This window comes from Streptomyces sp. NPDC047108 (assembly GCF_040643575.1).
Classification (GTDB): domain Bacteria; phylum Actinomycetota; class Actinomycetes; order Streptomycetales; family Streptomycetaceae; genus Streptomyces.
The window spans coordinates 104,777-123,278 of record NZ_JBEYUP010000019.1; the positions used below are offsets into that span (position 1 = coordinate 104,777).

Annotated in this window: 14 protein-coding genes; 5 read left to right on the plus strand and 9 right to left on the minus strand. The window is 72.7% G+C overall.

The window, feature by feature from the left end; genetic code table 11:
* Positions 1 to 182: 182 nt before the first annotated feature.
* From ABZ822_RS27190 to ABZ822_RS27200, 3 genes are read right to left on the minus strand one after another with little or no spacing between them, the layout of a single operon-like run.
* Positions 183 to 1,694 (minus strand): tripartite tricarboxylate transporter permease, encoded by a 1,512-nt coding sequence (locus tag ABZ822_RS27190; protein ID WP_360859662.1) that lies wholly within the window; start codon positions 1,692 to 1,694, stop codon positions 183 to 185.
* Entirely contained in the window at positions 1,694 to 2,242 is a 549-nt protein-coding gene (locus tag ABZ822_RS27195; RefSeq protein WP_360859665.1) for a tripartite tricarboxylate transporter TctB family protein, read from the minus strand. The genes ABZ822_RS27190 and ABZ822_RS27195 overlap by 1 nt, the downstream gene beginning before the upstream one ends.
* A complete protein-coding gene (locus ABZ822_RS27200) occupies positions 2,239 to 3,243 on the minus strand; it encodes a tripartite tricarboxylate transporter substrate binding protein (RefSeq protein ID WP_360859668.1) in 1,005 nt (334 codons plus the stop codon). The genes ABZ822_RS27195 and ABZ822_RS27200 overlap by 4 nt, the downstream gene beginning before the upstream one ends.
* A gap of 107 nt (positions 3,244 to 3,350) precedes the next feature.
* On the opposite strand from ABZ822_RS27200, the gene ABZ822_RS27205 reads away from it, so the two are divergent.
* A complete protein-coding gene (locus tag ABZ822_RS27205) occupies positions 3,351 to 4,031 on the plus strand; it encodes a response regulator (protein WP_360859671.1) in 681 nt (226 codons plus the stop codon).
* A gap of 62 nt (positions 4,032 to 4,093) precedes the next feature.
* Here the strand turns inward: ABZ822_RS27205 and ABZ822_RS27210 are convergent, their stop codons facing one another.
* On the minus strand, positions 4,094 to 5,074 hold the full coding sequence (locus ABZ822_RS27210; protein WP_360859674.1) for an FAD-dependent oxidoreductase: 981 nt from the start codon (positions 5,072 to 5,074) through the stop codon (positions 4,094 to 4,096).
* 281 nt (positions 5,075 to 5,355) lie between these two features.
* Between ABZ822_RS27210 and ABZ822_RS27215 the strand changes: the two genes are divergently transcribed.
* Positions 5,356 to 7,575: an NADP-dependent isocitrate dehydrogenase gene (locus ABZ822_RS27215; protein ID WP_360859677.1), complete on the plus strand. Its 2,220-nt coding sequence runs from the start codon at positions 5,356 to 5,358 to the stop codon at positions 7,573 to 7,575.
* Between the two features lie 347 nt (positions 7,576 to 7,922).
* Positions 7,923 to 9,560, plus strand: a complete 1,638-nt coding sequence (locus ABZ822_RS27220; protein WP_360859679.1) for an ABC-F family ATP-binding cassette domain-containing protein — start codon at positions 7,923 to 7,925, stop codon at positions 9,558 to 9,560.
* A 107-nt stretch (positions 9,561 to 9,667) separates the two neighbouring features.
* Here ABZ822_RS27220 and ABZ822_RS27225 read toward each other — a convergent pair whose 3' ends face one another.
* The 3 genes from ABZ822_RS27225 to ABZ822_RS27235 all read right to left on the minus strand — a co-directional run bounded on the left by ABZ822_RS27225 (position 9,668) and on the right by ABZ822_RS27235 (position 14,566).
* The gene (locus ABZ822_RS27225; protein WP_360859682.1) at positions 9,668 to 10,900 is read right to left on the minus strand and encodes an aromatic ring-hydroxylating dioxygenase subunit alpha; all 1,233 of its coding nucleotides are present in this window, start codon (positions 10,898 to 10,900) and stop codon (positions 9,668 to 9,670) included.
* 261 nt (positions 10,901 to 11,161) lie between these two features.
* The gene (locus ABZ822_RS27230) at positions 11,162 to 13,630 is read right to left on the minus strand and encodes a Tex family protein (protein WP_360859685.1); all 2,469 of its coding nucleotides are present in this window, start codon (positions 13,628 to 13,630) and stop codon (positions 11,162 to 11,164) included.
* Between the two features lie 69 nt (positions 13,631 to 13,699).
* Complete coding sequence (locus tag ABZ822_RS27235; RefSeq protein ID WP_360859688.1) at positions 13,700 to 14,566, minus strand: hypothetical protein; 867 nt, start codon at positions 14,564 to 14,566, stop codon at positions 13,700 to 13,702.
* Between the two features lie 260 nt (positions 14,567 to 14,826).
* Between ABZ822_RS27235 and ABZ822_RS27240 the strand changes: the two genes are divergently transcribed.
* Together ABZ822_RS27240 and ABZ822_RS27245 are read left to right on the plus strand one after the other, a co-directional pair.
* The gene (locus ABZ822_RS27240; RefSeq protein WP_360859691.1) at positions 14,827 to 15,903 is read left to right on the plus strand and encodes a GlxA family transcriptional regulator; all 1,077 of its coding nucleotides are present in this window, start codon (positions 14,827 to 14,829) and stop codon (positions 15,901 to 15,903) included.
* 47 nt (positions 15,904 to 15,950) lie between these two features.
* Positions 15,951 to 16,589: a DJ-1/PfpI family protein gene (locus tag ABZ822_RS27245; protein WP_360859694.1), complete on the plus strand. Its 639-nt coding sequence runs from the start codon at positions 15,951 to 15,953 to the stop codon at positions 16,587 to 16,589.
* Between the two features lie 225 nt (positions 16,590 to 16,814).
* On the opposite strand, the gene ABZ822_RS27250 is transcribed toward ABZ822_RS27245, so the two are convergent.
* Positions 16,815 to 17,135, minus strand: a complete 321-nt coding sequence (locus tag ABZ822_RS27250; protein WP_360859697.1) for a hypothetical protein — start codon at positions 17,133 to 17,135, stop codon at positions 16,815 to 16,817.
* 255 nt (positions 17,136 to 17,390) lie between these two features.
* On the minus strand, positions 17,391 to 18,140 hold the full coding sequence (locus tag ABZ822_RS27255; RefSeq protein WP_360859700.1) for an enoyl-CoA hydratase/isomerase family protein: 750 nt from the start codon (positions 18,138 to 18,140) through the stop codon (positions 17,391 to 17,393).
* Between the last annotated feature and the right edge of the window lie 362 nt (positions 18,141 to 18,502).

An 18,502-nucleotide genomic window follows, 5' to 3' on the forward strand; every position in this document is an offset into this window, starting at 1 on the left:
CGGAGCCCGGAGCCCGGAGCCCGGACCGGACCGGAGCGACGAGCGACGAGCAGCGAGCGGGGTCCAGAGGCCGGGCCGGAGCGGGCAGGGGACAGCCGCCTGCCGATGATTCGGCCGACGGCTGCGGGAGAGAACCCGGACCCGGGTGACGACGCGCTACGAGGTGAGCTGCGCGAGAAGGGTCAGGCGGCCTTCTCCTTCTCGCCGCCGCGGCGCGAACGCTCCCGCCACTTCGCCAGCAGCGGCCAGACGATCACCAGCGCCGCCACCGCGTACAGCACCACCGCCACCGGCTCGCTCCACAGCCCGCTCACCGCGCCGTTGCTGAGCTGGAACGTGCGGCGCAGCTGCTCCTCCGCCAGCGGGCCCAGGATCACGCCCAGGATCAGCGGCAGCACCGGCAGCCCGAACCGCCGCATCATGAAGCCCAGCAGGCCGAGTACGAGCAGCACCACCAGGTCGACGGCCTGGAAGTTGACGGCGAACGCGCCCAGCGCGGAGAAGAACAGGATCCCCGCGTAGAGGTACGCGCGCGGCACCTGCAGCAGCTTCGCCCACACCGGCGCCAGCGGCAGGTTCAGCAGGAGCAGCAGGACATTTCCGACGAAGAGGCTGGCGATCAACGCCCACACCAGGTCGCTCTCGCGCTCGAAGAGCAGCGGTCCCGGCTGGATCCCGTACTGCGTGAACGCGGCCAGCATCACCGCGCCCGTCGCGTTTGCCGGAAGGCCCAGGGACAGCATCGGCACGAACGATCCCGCCGCCGCGCCTTTGTTCGTGGCCTCCGGGCCGGCCACGCCCTCGATCGCGCCGCGCCCGAACTCCCCGTCCGGGCCCGCGAGCCGCTTCTCCGTGGCGTACGAGATGACGGTCGGGATCTCGGCGCCGCCCGCGGGTAGCGCGCCCATCGGGAAGCCGATGAACAGTCCGCGCAGCCACGGCTTCCACGAGCGCCGGAAGTCCTCGCGGCCCATCCACGGCCGTCCGACCGGTACCGGCTTGGGCGGGGTGCGCCGCAGGTGCGCGGCCACCCACAGCGCCTCGCCGACCGCGAAGACGGCGACCGCGACGACCACGATGTCGATGCCGTCGGCGAGTTGGGGCACGTCGAACGTCAGCCGCTGCTGGCCCGAGATCGAGTCGATCCCGATGAGGCCGATGGTCAGCCCCAGTGCCAGGGAGGAGAAGCCGCGCACCCGCGAGGAGCCGATGACCGCCGTCACCGTGGTCAGCGCGACGACCATGATCGCGAAGTACGCGGGCGCGCCGAGCGTCACCGCGAAGTCCACGACGAGCGGGGCGAGGAAGGCGAGCATCGCCGTACCGATCGTGGACGCGATGAACGACCCGATCACGGCGGTGGCCAGCGCCTGGGCCGCGAGCCCGCGTTTGGCCATGAGGTTGCCCTCGACGGCGGTGACCACCGAGGCCGATTCGCCGGGGGTGTTGAGCAGGATCGAGGTGATCGCGCCGCCGAACATCCCGCCGTAGTAGATGCCGCCGAACATCACGAAGGCCGCCGTCGGCTCCATGCCGAAGGTGACGGGCAGCAGCAGCGCCACCGTCATGGCCGGGCCGATGCCGGGCAGCACCCCGACGGCCGAGCCGATCAGCACCCCGATGAAGGCGTACAGCAGGTTGGCGGGCGAGAGGACCGTCGCGAAGCCGCCGAGCAGATCGGAGAGCGCGCCCATCACAGGATTCCCTTCAGCACGCCGGGCGGCAGGATGATCCCGAGCCCGTAGGCGAACGCGTAGAACGAGCCGACCGACAGGCCGGCGGAGACGGCCGCGTCGCGCAGCCAGCTCCGGCTGCCCAGGGCGAACGCCGTGCCCCAGAAGAGGATCGCGCCCGAGATCGCCCAGCCCAGCGGCTCGATGAGGACCGCGTTGGCCAGGAAGAACGCGATCACCAGCAGCACGGCGCGCCAGTCCACCGGTGCGTCGAGGTCGATGTCCTCGCCGCTCTCGGCCTCGCCCCGCCCGCCGCGCAGTACGTCGACGGTGAGGACCGCCGCGCACACCAGCAGGCCGATGCCGATCGCGAACGGTACGGCCTTGGGGCCGATGGGGCCGGTCTCGGCTGCGGGCAGATCCGCCATCGTCGCCGCGTCGACCAGGACCACCGCGCCGAGCAGCGCGAGGAGCCCGCAGACCAGCAACTCCGCCCGGTTCGCTGGGCGTTCGCCCGGTCCCACCGCGCCGCGCGCGGCATCCGCCGTCGTGTCCGTCGTCTCGCTCATCGCGTCAGCCCCAGCCGCCGGAGGGTCTTCGCGACCCTGGTGTTCTGGTCCGCGAGAAAGTCCTCGAACTTCTCGCCCTCCTGGAAGGCGTCGGTCCAGCCGTTGCGCCGTACGCCCTCCTTCCACTCGTCCGAGTCGCGCATCGTCCGCAGCGCGTCGACCAGCCGGTCGCGCCGGGCCCGGGAGATGCCGGGGGCGGCGACCACACCGCGCCAGTTGACGGCGGAGATCTCGATGCCCTTCTCCGCCAGGGTCGGCGCGTCCACGCCCTCGACCGTCGTCCTGCCGGTCGTCGCCAGGATCCGTACGTCCCCTGTGGCGATCTGGTCGACCATCTCGCCGATGCCCGTGGCGGCCACGTCGATCTTGCTGCCGAGGAGCGCGGTGAGCAGTTCGCCGCCGCCGTCGTAACCGATGTACCGGGTCTTCGTCGGGTCGATCCCGGCGGCCTCCGCCACCTGCATCGGCAGCAGGTGGTCCGGACCGCCGGGGGAGGAGCCGCCGCCGACCGACAGGCGGTCCGGGTCGCTCCGCCAGGCTTCCAGGAAGTCGTCCAGACTGCGCAGTTCGGAGTCCTTGGGGACGACGACGGCGCTCGGGTCCTCGATCAGGCGGGCCAGCGGGGTCGTGTCCTCCAGGCCCGCCCGCGACTTGTTGGTGAAGACCGCGCCGACGACGCCGAGGCCCATCATCATCAGCGTCTCGTTGCTGCCGCGGGAGTTGACCAGCCGGGAGAGCCCGATGGTGCCGCCCGCGCCGGAGATGTTCACGACCTCCATGCCGCGGGCCGCCTCGGCGGAGGTGAGGGCCTTGCCCGCCGTGCGGGCCGTGATGTCGAAGCCGCTGCCCGGGCTGTTGCCGACGATCATGCGCAGCCGGCCGAGCGGCCCTGACGCGCCGCTGTCGCTGTCCCGGGTCACCCCGCATCCGGACGCGGTGGCGTACGAGGCGGGTACGAGCAGGCCCGCGGCGGCGGCGCGCAACAGCGTGCGTCTGTCCATGCGGCTCTCATTTCCTGGGTGCCTACCGAATGGGCCAGACGATCCCAGGGCATGTGCTCCCGGTCACTATTCGCAAAACAGTGGTCGTTGAGTAACTTGTGGTCCCCATGGAGCTCAGAGTTCTGGTCGTCGACGACGATTTCATGGTCGCCAGGCTGCACAGCGTGTGCGTCGACCGGGCGCCGGGCTTCCGTACGGCCGGAGTGGCGCACACCGGTGCCGAGGCGGTGGCCAGGGCCGCGGAGCTGAACCCCGACCTCGTCCTGCTGGACCTCTATCTCCCCGACGCCCCCGGACTCGACGTGCTCCGCCGGATCCGGGAAGCCCGTCCGCGGACCGATTTCCTCGTGATCAGCGCGGCCACGGACGCGGAGACGGTGCGCGAGGCGCAGCGCGCCGGCGTGGTGAACTACCTCATCAAGCCGTTCGAACAGGCGGAACTGCGGGCCAGGCTCCGGCACTACCGCGCCGCCCACGTCGCCATGGCCGGGGCGCCGGACACCGCGCAGTCGGACGTGGACCGTCTGTTCCCCGCGCCCGAGCGCGGCCGGGGCGCCGCGCCGCTGCCCAAGGGGCTCAGCGCTCCCACGGCGGCCCTGGTGGAGACGGCGCTGCGGGCACGGGCCCCGGAGGATCTGTCCGCGAGTGAGTGCGCGGCCGATACCGGGCTGTCGCGGGTCAGCGCCCGGCGGTATCTGGAGCACTTCGCGGAGGCCGGGCGGGCCGAAGTGCACCTGAAGTACGGGACGACGGGCCGCCCCGAGCGCCGCTACACCTGGCGGCACTGAGCCGGGGATCCCACCGTACGCGGCCTGTACGCCACCCATCCGTCAGTGGCCTGTCCGCTCCGTCAGCGGTCTGTCCGCGCCGCCTGATCGCCGGTGGCCACCAGGCGCGCCGCCTCCTCCGCGCACCCCCACGACACCGTCACGCCCCCGCCGCCGTGGCCGTAGTTGTGCACGCACAGCGCGCCGCCGGGCAGCCGCTCCGCCTCGATCCGGACGCTCGACCGGAACGGCCTCAGTCCCACGCGCTGTTCCAGCACGCGGGCCTTCGCCAGTCCGGGGTGGAAGGGGGAGCAGCGGCGGACGATCGCCTCGGCGGCCGCCGGGTCGGGGCCCGTGTCCCAGACGTCCTCGCGGGCCGTCCCGCCGAGCACCAGCCCGTACGGGTGCGGCAGGAGGTACGTCGTCTCCTCGGCGCTGCCCTTCGTCGCCACGAACCAGGTGTCGACCCCGGGGTTCTCCACGATCACGATCCGGCCCTGCACGGGCCGGACCTCCGCGTCCGGCACCAGCTCGCGGGCGCCGAGCCCGGTGCAGTTGACGACGACGGGCGCGGCCCGGCCCGCCTCGTCGAGCGAGGTCACCGCGCGGCGCTCCAGCACAGCGCCCGCGGACGCCAACCGCCGTTCCAGATACGCCAGATGGGTCCGCATGTCGACCAGCGGCACGCGGGCCCTGACCCCCGCCTCGTGGCCGTCGGGCAGTTCGTCGCGGTGCGCCGCGCGCAGACCGGGCACGCCGTCGGCCCACGTGCCCAGGTCCTCGGCGCGGGTGTCGGCCATCGTCCCGTCGACCAGGCGCACCCCGGTCTCCCCGGGACGCCCGGCCAGCGCGCTCAGCACGTGGAAGGAGCGCAGGGACCACGCGGCGGCGCGCTCCTCGGGCTCGACGCGGTACGGCCAGCACAGCCCGCCGGCCACGGCGGACGTGGTGTCCGTGTACGGGTCCCGGCTCCACACCGTCACACGCCGGCCGCTCTCGGCGAGCGTGACCGCGGTGGTCAGCCCGATCACCCCGCCGCCGACGACGATCACGTCACTGTCCATGCCGGGACGCTATCCGCTGCCCACCGCGGCACGCGAGGGCGGCACCCGCCCCGCGAGCCCGTGCCGCCAGGCTCACGGCCCGCGTTCAGCTCTTCGCACGCTTCGCGACGACGGTTAACCTGACCGGAAACGGCATGTGCCTGCTCCTCGTCCGGCACGTATCCGCAGGTGACGGGGGTGGCGCGGCTCACCACGGCGCGAGGCGGGGGGCGGTGTCGGGGAGGGGTGAGTACGAGATATCTTGATATCGAGACGATGGAGAAACGTGAAGCGGAGTATCGGTGACTGACTCGACGATCATCTACACGCACACCGACGAGGCCCCGGCCCTGGCCACGTACTCGTTCCTGCCTGTGATCCGGGCGTATGCCTCAACCGCCGGCGTCAGCGTCGAGAGCCGCGACATCTCCCTGGCGGGGCGGATCATCGCGAGCTTCCCCGAGCGCCTGGAAGAGGGCCAGCGCATCGACGACGCGCTCGCCGAGCTGGGCGAGCTCGCCAAGACGCCGGGCGCCAACATCATCAAGCTGCCGAACATCTCGGCGTCGATCCCGCAGCTGAAGGCCGCGGTCGCCGAGCTGCAGGAGCAGGGCTACGCGCTCCCGGACTACCCGGACGACCCGAAGACCGACGAGGAGCGCGACATCCGCGCCCGCTACGACAAGGTCAAGGGCAGCGCCGTCAACCCGGTTCTGCGCGAGGGCAACTCCGACCGCCGCGCCCCCGCCTCGGTCAAGAACTACGCCAAGGCCCACCCGCACCGCATGGGCGCCTGGACGGCCGACTCGAAGACCAACGTCGTGCACATGACCGGCGACGACTTCCGCTCCACCGAGAAGTCCGCGGTCGTGTCCGAGGACGGCTCGTTCCGTATCGAGCTGGCCGGTGACGACGGCACCACGACCGTGCTGCGCGAGTCGGTGCCGGTGCGTGCGGGCGAGGTCGTGGACGCCTCCGTGATGCGCGTGGCCGTGCTGCGCGAGTTCCTCACCCAGCAGGTCGCCCGCGCCAAGGCCGAGGGTGTGCTGTTCTCCGTGCACCTGAAGGCCACGATGATGAAGGTCTCCGACCCGATCATCTTCGGCCACGTCGTCCGGGCCTTCTTCCCGAAGACCTTCGCCGAGCACGGCGAGACGCTGGCCGCCGCGGGCCTCACCCCGAACGACGGTCTCGGCGGCATCCTCAAGGGCCTGGAGTCCGTGGAGGGCGGCGCGAAGATCAAGGAGTCCTTCGAGGCCGAGCTGGCCGAGGGCCCCGAGCTGGCGATGGTCGACTCCGACCGCGGCATCACCAACCTGCACGTGCCGAGCGACGTGATCGTGGACGCCTCCATGCCGGCCATGATCCGTACCTCCGGCCACATGTGGGGCCCGGACGGCAACGAGGCCGACACCCTCGCCGTCATCCCCGACAGCAGCTACGCCGGCATCTACCAGGTCGTCATCGACGACTGCCGCGCCAACGGCGCCTTCGACCCGTCCACGATGGGCTCGGTGCCCAACGTCGGCCTGATGGCGCAGAAGGCCGAGGAGTACGGCAGCCACGACAAGACCTTCGAGATCCAGCACACCGGCACGGTGCGCGTCCTCGACGGCAAGGGCGGCGTCGTCCTGGAGCAGACGGTCAGCGCGGGCGACATCTTCCGCATGTGCCAGACCAAGGACGCGCCGATCAAGGACTGGGTCAAGCTCGCCGTGACCCGTGCCCGCGCCACCGGCGACCCGGCCGTGTTCTGGCTGGACGAGGGCCGGGCGCACGACGCCAACCTCATCGCCAAGGTGAAGCAGTACCTCCCCGAGCACGACACCGAGGGCCTGCGGCTCGAGATCATGCGTCCCGTCGACGCCATCGCGTTCTCGCTGGAGCGGATCCGCCGCGGCGAGAACACGATCTCGGTCACCGGCAACGTCCTGCGTGACTACCTGACCGACCTGTTCCCGATCCTGGAGCTGGGCACCAGCGCCAAGATGCTCTCCGTCGTCCCGCTGATGAACGGCGGCGGCCTGTTCGAGACGGGCGCCGGCGGCTCCGCCCCGAAGCACGTCCAGCAGCTCGTCAAGGAGAACTACCTGCGCTGGGACAGCCTGGGCGAGTTCCTGGCCCTGGCCGTCAGCTTCGAGCACCTCGCGCAGACGACGGACAACGCGCGCGCCCAGATCCTGGCCGACACCCTCGACCGGGCCACGGCGACCTTCCTCAACGAGAACAAGTCGCCGAGCCGCAAGCTGGGCGGCATCGACAACCGCGGAAGCCACTTCTACCTCGCCCTGTACTGGGCGCAGGAGCTGGCCAAGCAGACCGACGACGCGCAGCTCGCGGAGGCGTTCAAGGCCCTGGCCGAGACGCTGACGCAGCAGGAGCAGGCCATCGTCGGCGAACTGCTCGCCGTCCAGGGCTCGCCGGCCGACATCGGCGGCTACTACCAGCCGTCGACGTCCAAGGCGGACGCCGTGATGCGCCCGTCGAAGAGCCTCAACGAGGCGCTGGCGACGCTCGGCTGACGCCGGCCCGCCGGAAGACCGGCCGAGGTCCCCCGGCCCCCCTCCACCGCCCGGCGGTGGGGCGCGGGGCCCGGGGGACCTTCGCGTCGGGCCGCCGCACCCCGTCACCGCGGCTGACGTGTGACCCACCCCGCTCGCCGGACGTCCCTGATCCGCACCCCACGCCGCCAGTGCCGGGTCAGCCACGGTTCGACCCGCTCGCCGCCCTGGTGCACACGCCCGCCGCGTTGGCCGAAAACCCGAGTAGGCCCACTACGAGGGTTTCCGGCCGCCTTGCGATCGCACGCACCAGGACGCCTCGCCACCGGACGAACCGTGACTGACGTGGCACTAGGATCGGCGCTCTGATGACTGCCACCCTCGTCACCAAGGATCTCGCCGCCGGCCACGGCGAACGCTCCCTGTTCTCCGGTCTCGACCTGGTCGTCGCCCCCGGCGACGTGATCGGCCTCGTCGGCGTCAACGGCGCGGGCAAATCCACCCTGCTGCGCATGCTCGCCGGCCTCGACGCGCCCGAGCACGGCTCCCTCCACCTCAGCCCGCCCACGGCCGTCGTCGGGCACCTGCCCCAGGAGCCCGAGCGCCGGCAGGGCGAGAGCGTACGGGAGTTCCTGGCCCGCCGTACGGGCGTGGCCGCGGCCCAGCACGCCCTCGACGAGGCCACCCAGGCGCTGGCCGACGGCCTGCCGGGCGCCGACGACGCGTACGCCGACGGTCTGGAGCGCTGGCTCGCCCTCGGCGGCGCCGACCTGGAGGAGCGGGCCGAGGAGACCGCCGGCAGCCTCGGCCTCGCCGTGGGACTGGACCGGCCCATGACGACCCTATCCGGCGGCCAGGCCGCCCGCGCGGGCCTGGCCTCCCTCCTCCTCAGCCGCTACGACGTGTTCCTCCTCGACGAGCCGACCAACGACCTGGACCTGGACGGGCTTGAGCGCCTGGAGGCGTTCGTGACGGGCCTGCGCGCCGGGACGGTCGTCGTCAGCCACGACCGCGAGTTCCTCACCCGGACCGTGACCAAGGTCCTCGAACTCGACCTGCACCAGCAGCAGGTGAACCTTTACGGCGGCGGCTACGCGGCGTACCTGGAGGAGCGCGACGTGGCCCGGCGCCACGCCCGCCAGGAGTACGAGGAGTACGCCGACACCCGCGCCGGCCTGGAGTCGCGCGCCAGGATGCAGCGCAACTGGATGGCCAAGGGCGTGAAGAACGCCCGCCGCAAGGCAGGGGACAACGACAAGCTCGGCCGCAAGTTCCGTTCGGACGCGAGCGAGAAGCAGGCGTCCAAGGCCCGTCAGACGGAGCGGCTGATCGAACGGCTCGACGTCGTCGAGGAGCCGCGCGAGGAGTGGGAGCTGCGGATGGAGATCGCGGCCGCACCGCGGTCCGGCGCCGTCGTGGCGACGCTGACCGGGGCGGAGGCCAAGCGCGGCTCGTTCGCCTTCGGGCCGGTGGATCTCCAGGTCGACTGGGCCGACCGCGTGGCCATCACGGGCGCCAACGGCTCCGGCAAGTCCACGCTGCTCGCGGCCCTGCTCGGCCGCCTGCCCCTGGACACGGGGCAGGCGACGCTCGGGCCCGGCGTGGTCGTGGGCGAGGTCGACCAGGCCCGCGGCCTGTTCTTCGGCGACGAACCGCTGATGGACGCTTTCGCCGCGGCCGTCCCGGACACGAGCCCGGCGGACGTCCGCACCCTGCTCGCCAAGTTCGGCCTCAAGGCGGCGCACGTGCTGCGGCCCGCGTCCACCCTCTCCCCGGGCGAACGCACGCGCGCGGCCCTGGCGTTGCTCCAGGGCCGCGGCGTGAACCTCCTGGTGCTGGACGAGCCCACGAACCACCTCGACCTCCCGGCGATCGAGCAGCTGGAATCGGCCCTCGCCTCGTACGAGGGCACCCTGCTGCTCGTCACCCACGACCGCCGCATGCTGAGCGCGGTGCAGGTCACTCGCCGGGTGGAGGTCGCGGGAGGACGCGTGACGGAGCGCTGAACTCCCGTGCACGGGCGGGCTGTTGCCTCCGTGCCGTTGCTCAGGGCTGTCGCATCACGGATGTTGCCTCGCGCCGGGCCTCGTCCTGAGGGAGCCGGGACCGGCGGTCAGGCGGCGGCGTCGGCGGGCTCGGTGGGCTCCGCGAGCAACCGCCCGGCCAGATAGCGCTGGAACTGCCAGAGCGGGCGCTCCAGATGAGAGAAACGGCCCCCCGACGGGCCCGGGTCGGTGGCCAGTCCGCGCTGCACCCCGCGGATGGCGCACAGGTCCTCCTCCTGGACCAGCTCCAGCTGCGCCCGCGACACCTCGACGAACTCCTCGAACCCCGCCGACTCCTTCGCGGCGGCCGGGACGAGCACGGTGGCCAGCGCGTCATGGGTGTCCGGGCCCGTCGGCAGCCAGCGGAAGCAGGTGACCGAGGTCGGGAGGAACGCCATCACCAGCTGCGGAAAGACCCCCGCGATGAGCATCCCCGACAGCTCCGCCTCACCCAGTCCCGGGATCAGGGCCGACGGGTCCCACAGCGCCTCCGCCACATCGGCGCCCAGCGCTTCCTCGGCGGTGTCCGCGAACGGCATGAACGCGGTGAACCAGCGGCCCTCGCAGGCGTCCAGCACCGTGTCCTTGCCGGGCAGCACCGGCTCCAGCGTGGCCGCGTGCGTGCCCAGGTGGTGGTAGCTCTCCGCACCGTTCTCGACGGCGACCTTCCAGTTCGCCGGAACGCCGTCCCAGCGCGCGGTGTACGCCACCACCAGGTCCTGGAGCCCGTACGGTGCCAGGCGTTCGTCCAGCCTGGCCAGCTGCGGGGCCGGCGGCTCGGCGTCCGGATCGGCGTTCACCATGATGAGGCCCTGCCACACCTCCAGCCGATGCCGCGGCAACCGGCATGCGGAGCGGTCGAATTCGACCTTGTTCATCAGCGGAGCGCCGTGCAGCTGACCCGCGTACTCGCCGTTCAGCTTGTACGTCCACGTGTGGTACGGGCAGGTGAGCCGCTTGAGGTTGCCGCGCTCCGGCGCCGTCTCCGGCGGCAGGACGTCCATGAAGCGGTGCCGGCACACCCGTGACAGCGCGTGGAGTCCGCCGTCCTCGTCGCGGGTGATGAGCAGCGGCCGGCCGAGCAGGTCGACCCGCAGATAGTCGCCGGGCGACGCGACCTGGTCGACGTGGCCCGCGCACAGCCACTCGCCGCGGAAGATGCGGTCGCGCTCGAGATCGTGGACGGCTGGGGAGGTGTAGAACGCCGCGGGCAGTGTCTCGCCGCGCTCCAGCGGGAGCCGGGCGATCCGGGCGAGTTCGCCGAGGAGTGGTGCGATGTCGCCTGCCGGGGTCACTGACATGGTGCGACCGCCTTCCGTCATCGGGAGATCGGGCCTTGTAGGACACGACGCTAGGTCGCGGGCCCCGGCCGGCGGATCGACGTCAGGTCGGATTCCTCCCCGGCATCCCGGTACATCCTTCGGATGAGCGCGGGACGCCGGCGGGCGTGCGGCGTGTGGCGGACGAGCGCGGGTGGCGGACGTGCGGCGGCGGGCGTGTGGCGTGCGGCGGCGGGCGTGCGGCGGTGGGCGGCGGGGGCGCGAACCCCCGCCGCCCGTCCCTCACTTGCCGTCCGGTCCCAGCAGCCCTGCGCGCCGCAGCGCGTCGGCCATGGCGCCGTTGGCCGGCGCCCCGCCGCGGTTGCCGCCCTGGCGCTGCTGCGGTGCGCCACGGCGCGGCCGGTCCTGGCGGCGGCCGTCACCGCGTCCGCCACCGCCCTCGCCGCGTCCGCCGCCGCCCTGCCGGCCGTCCCCGCGACCGCCCTGACGGCCTTCGCCGCGTCCGCCGCCCTGCCGCCCGCCACCGGCCGGCGACTCGTCGTCCAGCCGCAGCGTCAGCGAGATCCGCTTCCGCGGGATGTCGACGTCGAGGACCTTCACGCGGACGATGTCGCCCGGCTTCACCACGTCCCGCGGGTCCTTGACGAACGTCTTCGACATCGCCGAGACGTGCACCAGACCGTCCTGGTGGACGCCGACGTCCACGAACGCCCCGAACGCGGCGACGTTGGTGACGACTCCCTCCAGGATCATCCCGGCCGCGAGGTCACCGATCTTCTCCACGCCCTCCTTGAAGGTCGCGGTCTTGAAGGCAGGCCGCGGGTCGCGCCCCGGCTTCTCGAGCTCCTTCAGGATGTCGGTGACCGTCGGGAGGCCGAAGGACTCGTCGACGAAGGTCTCCGGCTTCAGCCCGCGCAGGACGGACGTGTTGCCGATGAGCGTCTTCACGTCCCCGCCCGTCGTGCCCGCGATCCGCCGCACCACCGGGTACGCCTCCGGGTGCACGCTGGACGCGTCCAGCGGGTCGTCGCCGCCGCGGATACGGAGGAAGCCCGCGCACTGCTCGTACGCCTTCGGGCCGAGCCGTGCCACGTCCTTGAGCTGCTTGCGGGCGCGGAAGGCGCCGTTGGTGTCGCGGTGCGACACGATGTTCTCCGCCAGGCCCGTGCCGATGCCGGAGACGCGCGCCAGCAGCGGCGCGGACGCGGTGTTGACGTCGACGCCGACGCCGTTCACGCAGTCCTCGACCACCGCGTCCAGCGAGCGGGACAGCTTCACCTCGGACAGGTCGTGCTGGTACTGGCCGACACCGATCGACTTCGGGTCGATCTTGACCAGTTCGGCCAGCGGGTCCTGCAGACGGCGCGCGATCGAGACCGCACCCCGCAACGACACGTCCAGGTCCGGCAGTTCCTGGGAGGCGAAGGCCGACGCGGAGTACACCGAGGCCCCGGCCTCGGAGACCATCACCTTCGTCAGCTTCAACTCCGGCTGCCGCGCGATGAGATCGGCCGCCAGCTTGTCCGTCTCACGGGAGGCGGTGCCGTTGCCGATGGCGATCAGGTCGACCCGGTGCTCCTGGGCCAGCTTCGCGAGCCTGGCCAGCGCCTCGTCCCACTTCTGCTGCGGTACGTGCGGGTAGATCGTGTCGGTGGCCGCCACCTTGCCCGTCGCGTCCACGACCGCGACCTTCACGCCCGTACGGAAGCCCGGGTCCAGGCCCATCGTGGCGCGTGTGCCCGCGGGGGCGGCGAGCAGCAGATCGCGCAGGTTCGCGGCGAAGACGCGCACCGCCTCGTCCTCGGCGGCCTGCCGCAACCGCAGGCGCAGGTCGATCCCGAGGTGCACGAGGACGCGCGTGCGCCAGGCCCAGCGGACCGTGTCGGAGAGCCACGCGTCGGCGGGGCGGCCGCGGTCGGCGATGCCGAAGCGCGCGGCGACGGCCTGCTCGTACGAGGTACGGCCGTCCTCCGGCTCGTCGCCCGGACCTGCGGGCTCCAGGGTGAGGTCGAGGATCTCCTCCTTCTCGCCGCGGAACATCGCCAGCACGCGGTGCGAGGGCAGTTCGGTGAACGGCTCGGCGAAGTCGAAGTAGTCGGCGAACTTCGCGCCCGGCTCCTCCTTGCCCTCCCGCACCTTCGCCGCCAGCCGCCCGCGCTCCCACATGCGCTCGCGCAACTCGCCGATCAGGTCGGCGTCCTCGCCGAACCGCTCGGTGAGGACGGCACGCGCGCCGTCCAGCGCCGCCTGGGCGTCCGCGACACCCTTGTCCGCGTCGACGAACGCGGCCGCGGCCGCGAGCGGCTCCACCGACGGGTCGGAGAGGATCCCGTCGGCGAGCGGCTCGAGGCCCGCCTCGCGCGCGATCTGGGCCTTCGTACGGCGCTTGGGCTTGAAGGGGAGGTAGATGTCCTCCAGCCGGGCCTTGGAGTCCGCGGCCCGGATCCGGGCCTCCAGCTCCTCGTCGAGCTTGCCCTGCGAAGCGACCGACTCCAGGATCGCGGTACGCCGCTCCTCCAGCTCCCGCAGATAGCGCAGCCGTTCCTCGAGCGACCGCAGCTGGGCGTCGTCGAGCATCTCGGTGGCTTCCTTGCGGTAGCGCGCGATGAACGGCACGGTCGACCCGCCGTCGAGCAGCTCGACGGCCGCCTTCACCTGCCGCTCCCGTACGCCGAGCTCCTCGGCGATCCTGCCCTCAATCGACGTCGTCACGATCCCGTTCCGCCTTGTCGTTGCCACTGGTGCCTGCATTGTGGCAGGTGACGATGGGATGGGCGGGAACGGGCGTGGCGGCGTGCCCCGGGCCGGACCGGCTGCCCGCTACCCCTTCCCGAGGAGGTCGGAGGGGAAGGCCCCGGCGGCGACGGCGGTGCCGGTCCAGCCGCCCGCCAGCTCCGTCAGCCGCTCGACCCCGGCCGCGCCCAGGTGCTCGTACGGTGCGCGGTCGAGCCGGTCGGTGTCCTCCTCGATCCGGCGGCGCAGCTCGGTGCCGTCCTCCGTCAACTCGCCCTCGGCGTCCATGAGTCCGCGCGTGCGCAACCGGTCCTCCGCGGCGGACCAGTCCTCCGTCGTCCATCCGCGCGTGCGCATCAGCCACTTGGGCTGCTGGCCCTTGCCGGTCGCGCTGTGGCTGACGATGGCCTCCAGGGCGTCGAGTTCGGCGCCGGCGAGCACCGCGATGTGGCCGTCGCCGCGGTGTTCGCGCAGCAGGGTCACGGCGTGCCAGAAGGCGAGGTGCGGCTCCTCGGGCACCGGCAGGTCGGCGTGGGCCGCGTACAGGGGCCGGGCCGGACGGCTCCCGGCCTCCGCGGCGCGCATCGCCAGCTCCGCGGCCTCCGCCATCTCCGGGGAGGCGACGGCCTCGTCGCCGAGCAGCCGCCGCAGCGTGGCGTCGACGCCGCGTGTGCGGGCGTCGAGGGTCTTCTGGGGCGACGCGGTGCTCCAGATCCCGGGTACGTGCCGGGCCACCAGGTCGTGGCTGAAGTTGTAGAAGGCGGCGGTGACCGCACCCGGGCCCACCGGTCCCATGGCCGCGGCCCGCGCCGCGAAGTACGCGGCGGACGGGTCGTCGTGGCCTATGGAGGTCATCTCCCGCGCCATGTCGGCGGAGAAGTAGATCGCCGAGTGGAGCGGGTTGAGGACGTTGTGACAGCGGCGGCCGACGCGGGCGGGGAGCGGAGTAGTCATGGCACCGCACGCTACCTGCAGGTAGAGGCGGCCAGAAGAGCGCCCGCCGCCGCGGGCTCGCGCCCCCGTCGGGGCTCTGTCGGCGCCGGATGCGGTGCCCTGCCCGTGCGAGGTGCGGGCCCCCGCACGGGCGAGGTCCGCGGGCCGTCATGGACGCGCAGGCCCCTGGACCGGAGGCAGCGACAGCCCGGATCCCCGTGGCAGGAAAGGTGGGGAATACGTCATTGCCGCCATCGGCGGGCGCGCCCAGGATGAGAGGCATGTCCGAACGCACCGTGCTGATCGTTCTCTTCGAGGGCGTGCAGAGTCTCGACGTCACCGGCCCTCTGGAGGTCTTCACCGGTGCGGCGACGGCGCTGTCGTCGGCCGACCCGGGCGATCCTGCCGTGCTCGACGCCAACGCCGCCGTGCGCGGTGCTGAGGTGTCGCGCGCCGCCGTGCCCGGCGGCGGCGACCGTGCGGCGTACCGCGTCCTGACCGCCACCCTGGACGGCGCGCCCGTCCGCAGCTCCAGCGGGCTCCTCCTCACGCCCGACTGCGCGCTCCCCGATGCCCCCGCCGCGCACACGCTGCTGGTCCCCGGCGGCTACGGCACCCGCGCCATCGACCCACACCTCACCGACCGGGTGCGCGAAGCGGCCGCGTACGCCCAGCGCGTGGTCTCGGTGTGCAGCGGGGCGTACGTCCTCGCCGAGGCGGGGCTGCTCGACGGACGGCGGGCCACGACCCACTGGTCGCGGTGCGCCGACCTGGCACGGCGGTTCCCGGCCGTCGAGGTCGTCCCCGACGCCATCTACGTCCGGGACGGGAGCACCGCCACGTCCGCCGGCGTCACGGCGGGCATCGACCTCGCGCTGGCACTCGTCGAGGAGGACGTCGGACGCGACATCGCCCTGCTCATCGCCCGGTACCTCGTGGTGTTCCTGCGCCGCCCCGGCAACCAGACGCAGTTCAGCGTCCAGCTCGCCACCCAGACCGCACGGCGCGAACCGCTGCGCGACGTGCAGCAGTGGATCGCCGAGCACCCCGGCGACGATCTGTCGGTCGAGGCCCTGGCCCGGCGGGCGCGCCTCTCGCCGCGCCACTTCGCCCGCGCCTTCCAGGCGGAAGTGGGCTGCCCGCCCGGGCGGTACGTGGACCGGGTGCGGCTGGAGGCCGCGCGGCGGCTGCTGGAGGACACCTCGGACGGGGTCGAGGAGATCTCCCGGGCCTGCGGCTACGGCACGCCCGAGTCGATGCGCCGCGCCTTCCTGCGCGCTCTCGGCACCGGTCCGGCCGAATACCGCTGTCGTTTCCGCCCGTTGGAGATGTCCGCGGCCGGCGGCCCGACGGCCTGAATCCCGTACGCGCGACCGCACCACCCACCGAACGAGAGGACTGCCCCGTGCAGATCGCCATCCTGCTCTACGACCGTCTGACCGCCCTCGACGCCATCGGCCCGTACCAGGTCCTCAGCCGGATCCCCGGCGCCGAGGTCGTCTTCACCGCCGAGCGGACCGGTCCGGTCCGCGACGACATCCGCTCGCTGAGCCTGGTGGCGGATGCCGGGCTCGACGAGGTGAGCCGCCCGGACGTGCTCGTCGTCCCCGGCGGCCCGGGCCAGTTCGCGCTGATGGACGACGGGCCGCTGCACGCCTGGCTGCGCACGGTCGATGCCACCACCACCTGGACCACGTCCGTCTGCACCGGCTCCCTGATCCTGGCGGCGGCCGGACTGCTCAAGGGGCGCCGCGCCACCTCGCACTGGCTGGCCCTCGACGAACTCCGCGGGTTCGGGGTCGAACCGACCGGTGAGCGCGTCGTGTTCGACGGCAAGTACGTGAGCGCGGCCGGGGTCTCCTCCGGCATCGACATGGGTCTGGCGCTCGCCGGGCGCATCGCGGACGACGCGACGGCCCAGGCGATCCAGCTCGGCATCGAGTACGACCCTCAACCGCCCTACGACGCGGGGGCGCCCGGGAAGGCGCCGCAGGAGGTCGTCGACCTGCTCCGGTCCCGCAAGCGCGTCATCATCGAAGGTTGAACCGGGAGCCGCGGTCACCGGGAGGCGGCCACCGCAAGCCGTGGACGGGCCGGAAGCCGCGGACGGCCGGGCGGCCGGCCGAACGGTCCTGGCGGCTCGCAAAGGCCGGGCGGCCGGCAAGCGGGCCTGGCCGCTCGTAACGGGCCCGGGTGGCGCACGTGGCTCCGGCGCCCGAAGCGTCGGTAGCCGGCGTGCGCCACCCGGTTCACCCCGTCCTACCGGGACCTATCGAGCGGCCCCGAGGCGGCAGGCGCGCTTGCCGTGCGAGTTGGAGACATCGAGCGCCTCGAGCCGGGACAGGCAGATCGAGAGGGAGTTGGGCGATCCCTCGCCGTGGTCGGCGATGGTGCACGCCTTCGCGGCATTGCCGCCGACGGGCACGTTGTACCCCTTGTCGCGCAGGTACTCCTGGCAGTCCCAGGACCACGCCTGGGCGGTGCCCGGTACGAGGAGCGGCAGCGCTCCGGCCAGGACCGTGCCGCTCGCCGCCACCGCGAGCCGCCGCTTCCATGTGCCGCGGCGTGTCCTGCTCTCCTGTGCGTTCATCTGAAGTTCCTTCCCCGTGACTGTGCGCCGGGCTCGTCCGATGCGCAGCCGGAACGTGCGGCCTCTCGCCGGGATCGTCAACGGATCGGCCGCCCGGCGCAGTTGATGTTCGCGTTCCACCGTGCCATCCATGCGGCGGGCCTGTCGAACGCCCCGGTCCGGGCCCGTCCGCGGGCGTCCGCGACGTCTGCCCCGCGGCCGAACTCGCCGCCGTACCACAGGCGTTCGCGGGCGACCGGCCCATGGCCGGGAGCCTCAGCCCCGCCAGGTGAAGTCCGGGCTCCGGCGCTCCAGGAACGCGGCCACGCCCTCGGCGGCCTCGCCGCTCTCCCGCGCCAGCCGCGACCAGCGCTCCTCCCGTTCGGGCAGCGCCGGCGCGCTCGCGAACTCCTTGGCCGCGGCCTGTGTGAGCAGCGACCGCGAGGTGAGGATCCCGGTGAACTCGGCCACGCGCTTGTCCAGGCAGTCCGCGGGCAGCACCTCGTCCACCAGACCGGTGCGCAGTGCGCGGTCGGCGTCGATCAACTCCGCCGAGAACAGCAGGTACTTGGCGGTGGCCGGGCCGACGAGCGAGGCGAGCCGGCGCGTGGACGGGGCGGGGTAGACGATGCCGAGCTTGGCGGGAGTGATCCCGAAGGCGGAGCCCTCGGCGGCGAACCGCAGGTCGCAGGCGGCCGCGAGCTGGCAGCCGCCGCCCACGCAGTAGCCGCGGACGGCAGCGAGGGTCGGCTTGGGGAAGGCGGCCAGCGCCTCCTCCGCGGCGACCGCGAGTCCCTGCGACTCCGTCGGCGACTCCCTGAGCGAGCCGATGTCCGCGCCCGCGCAGAAGGTGTCCCCGGCTCCGGTCAGCACCAGCACGCGTACGGCGGGGTCGGCCTCCAGGTGGTCCAGGAGACCCGGGAACGCGCGCCACATGGCGGTGGTCATGACGTTCCGCTTGGCGGGGTTGTGCATGACGACGGTCGCGACACCGTCGGCGGTGCTCACCTGCAGTCCTGGCTCCATGGCCGGATGCTATCCGGGCGGGTCGGGGACGACGGAGGCCAGGTGGGCAGGACCAGTCGTACAACTACTGCCTTCATGCGCAGATGGTCAGAATCCGCCGATACTCCGTCGATACCTGATGGCTTCCGGCCACCAGACCGGTACGGACCAATGTATTCCCAACACTTCGACGTGTGAGGAGGTCTCCGCCGTCCTGTCGTGGGGACAATGCGATGCGACGGCAGGGGGCGCGGCTTTTGTCCGGCGGTTCGTCGTGCGCAGCCGAGAGCGGAGAGGAGGTGCGGGACATGGAGATGCACGGCGGCAGGCAGGCCGACCCGGGAGCGTCCATGGCCGCGGAACAGGCCATGGTGCCGGGGCAG

Coding starts and splice junctions, on each gene's coding strand:
- ABZ822_RS27205 (WP_360859671.1), top strand. CDS start 3,351: ATGGAGCTCAGAGTTCTGGTCGTCGACGACGATTTCATGGTCGCCAGG.
- ABZ822_RS27230 (WP_360859685.1), bottom strand. CDS start 13,630: ATGCAGGCACCAGTGGCAACGACAAGGCGGAACGGGATCGTGACGACG.
- ABZ822_RS27235 (WP_360859688.1), bottom strand. CDS start 14,566: ATGACTACTCCGCTCCCCGCCCGCGTCGGCCGCCGCTGTCACAACGTC.
- ABZ822_RS27225 (WP_360859682.1), bottom strand. CDS start 10,900: ATGTCAGTGACCCCGGCAGGCGACATCGCACCACTCCTCGGCGAACTC.
- ABZ822_RS27195 (WP_360859665.1), bottom strand. CDS start 2,242: ATGAGCGAGACGACGGACACGACGGCGGATGCCGCGCGCGGCGCGGTG.
- ABZ822_RS27190 (WP_360859662.1), bottom strand. CDS start 1,694: ATGGGCGCGCTCTCCGATCTGCTCGGCGGCTTCGCGACGGTCCTCTCG.
- ABZ822_RS27255 (WP_360859700.1), bottom strand. CDS start 18,140: ATGGAGCCAGGACTGCAGGTGAGCACCGCCGACGGTGTCGCGACCGTC.
- ABZ822_RS27200 (WP_360859668.1), bottom strand. CDS start 3,243: ATGGACAGACGCACGCTGTTGCGCGCCGCCGCCGCGGGCCTGCTCGTA.
- ABZ822_RS27210 (WP_360859674.1), bottom strand. CDS start 5,074: ATGGACAGTGACGTGATCGTCGTCGGCGGCGGGGTGATCGGGCTGACC.
- ABZ822_RS27250 (WP_360859697.1), bottom strand. CDS start 17,135: ATGAACGCACAGGAGAGCAGGACACGCCGCGGCACATGGAAGCGGCGG.
- ABZ822_RS27220 (WP_360859679.1), top strand. CDS start 7,923: ATGACTGCCACCCTCGTCACCAAGGATCTCGCCGCCGGCCACGGCGAA.
- ABZ822_RS27240 (WP_360859691.1), top strand. CDS start 14,827: ATGTCCGAACGCACCGTGCTGATCGTTCTCTTCGAGGGCGTGCAGAGT.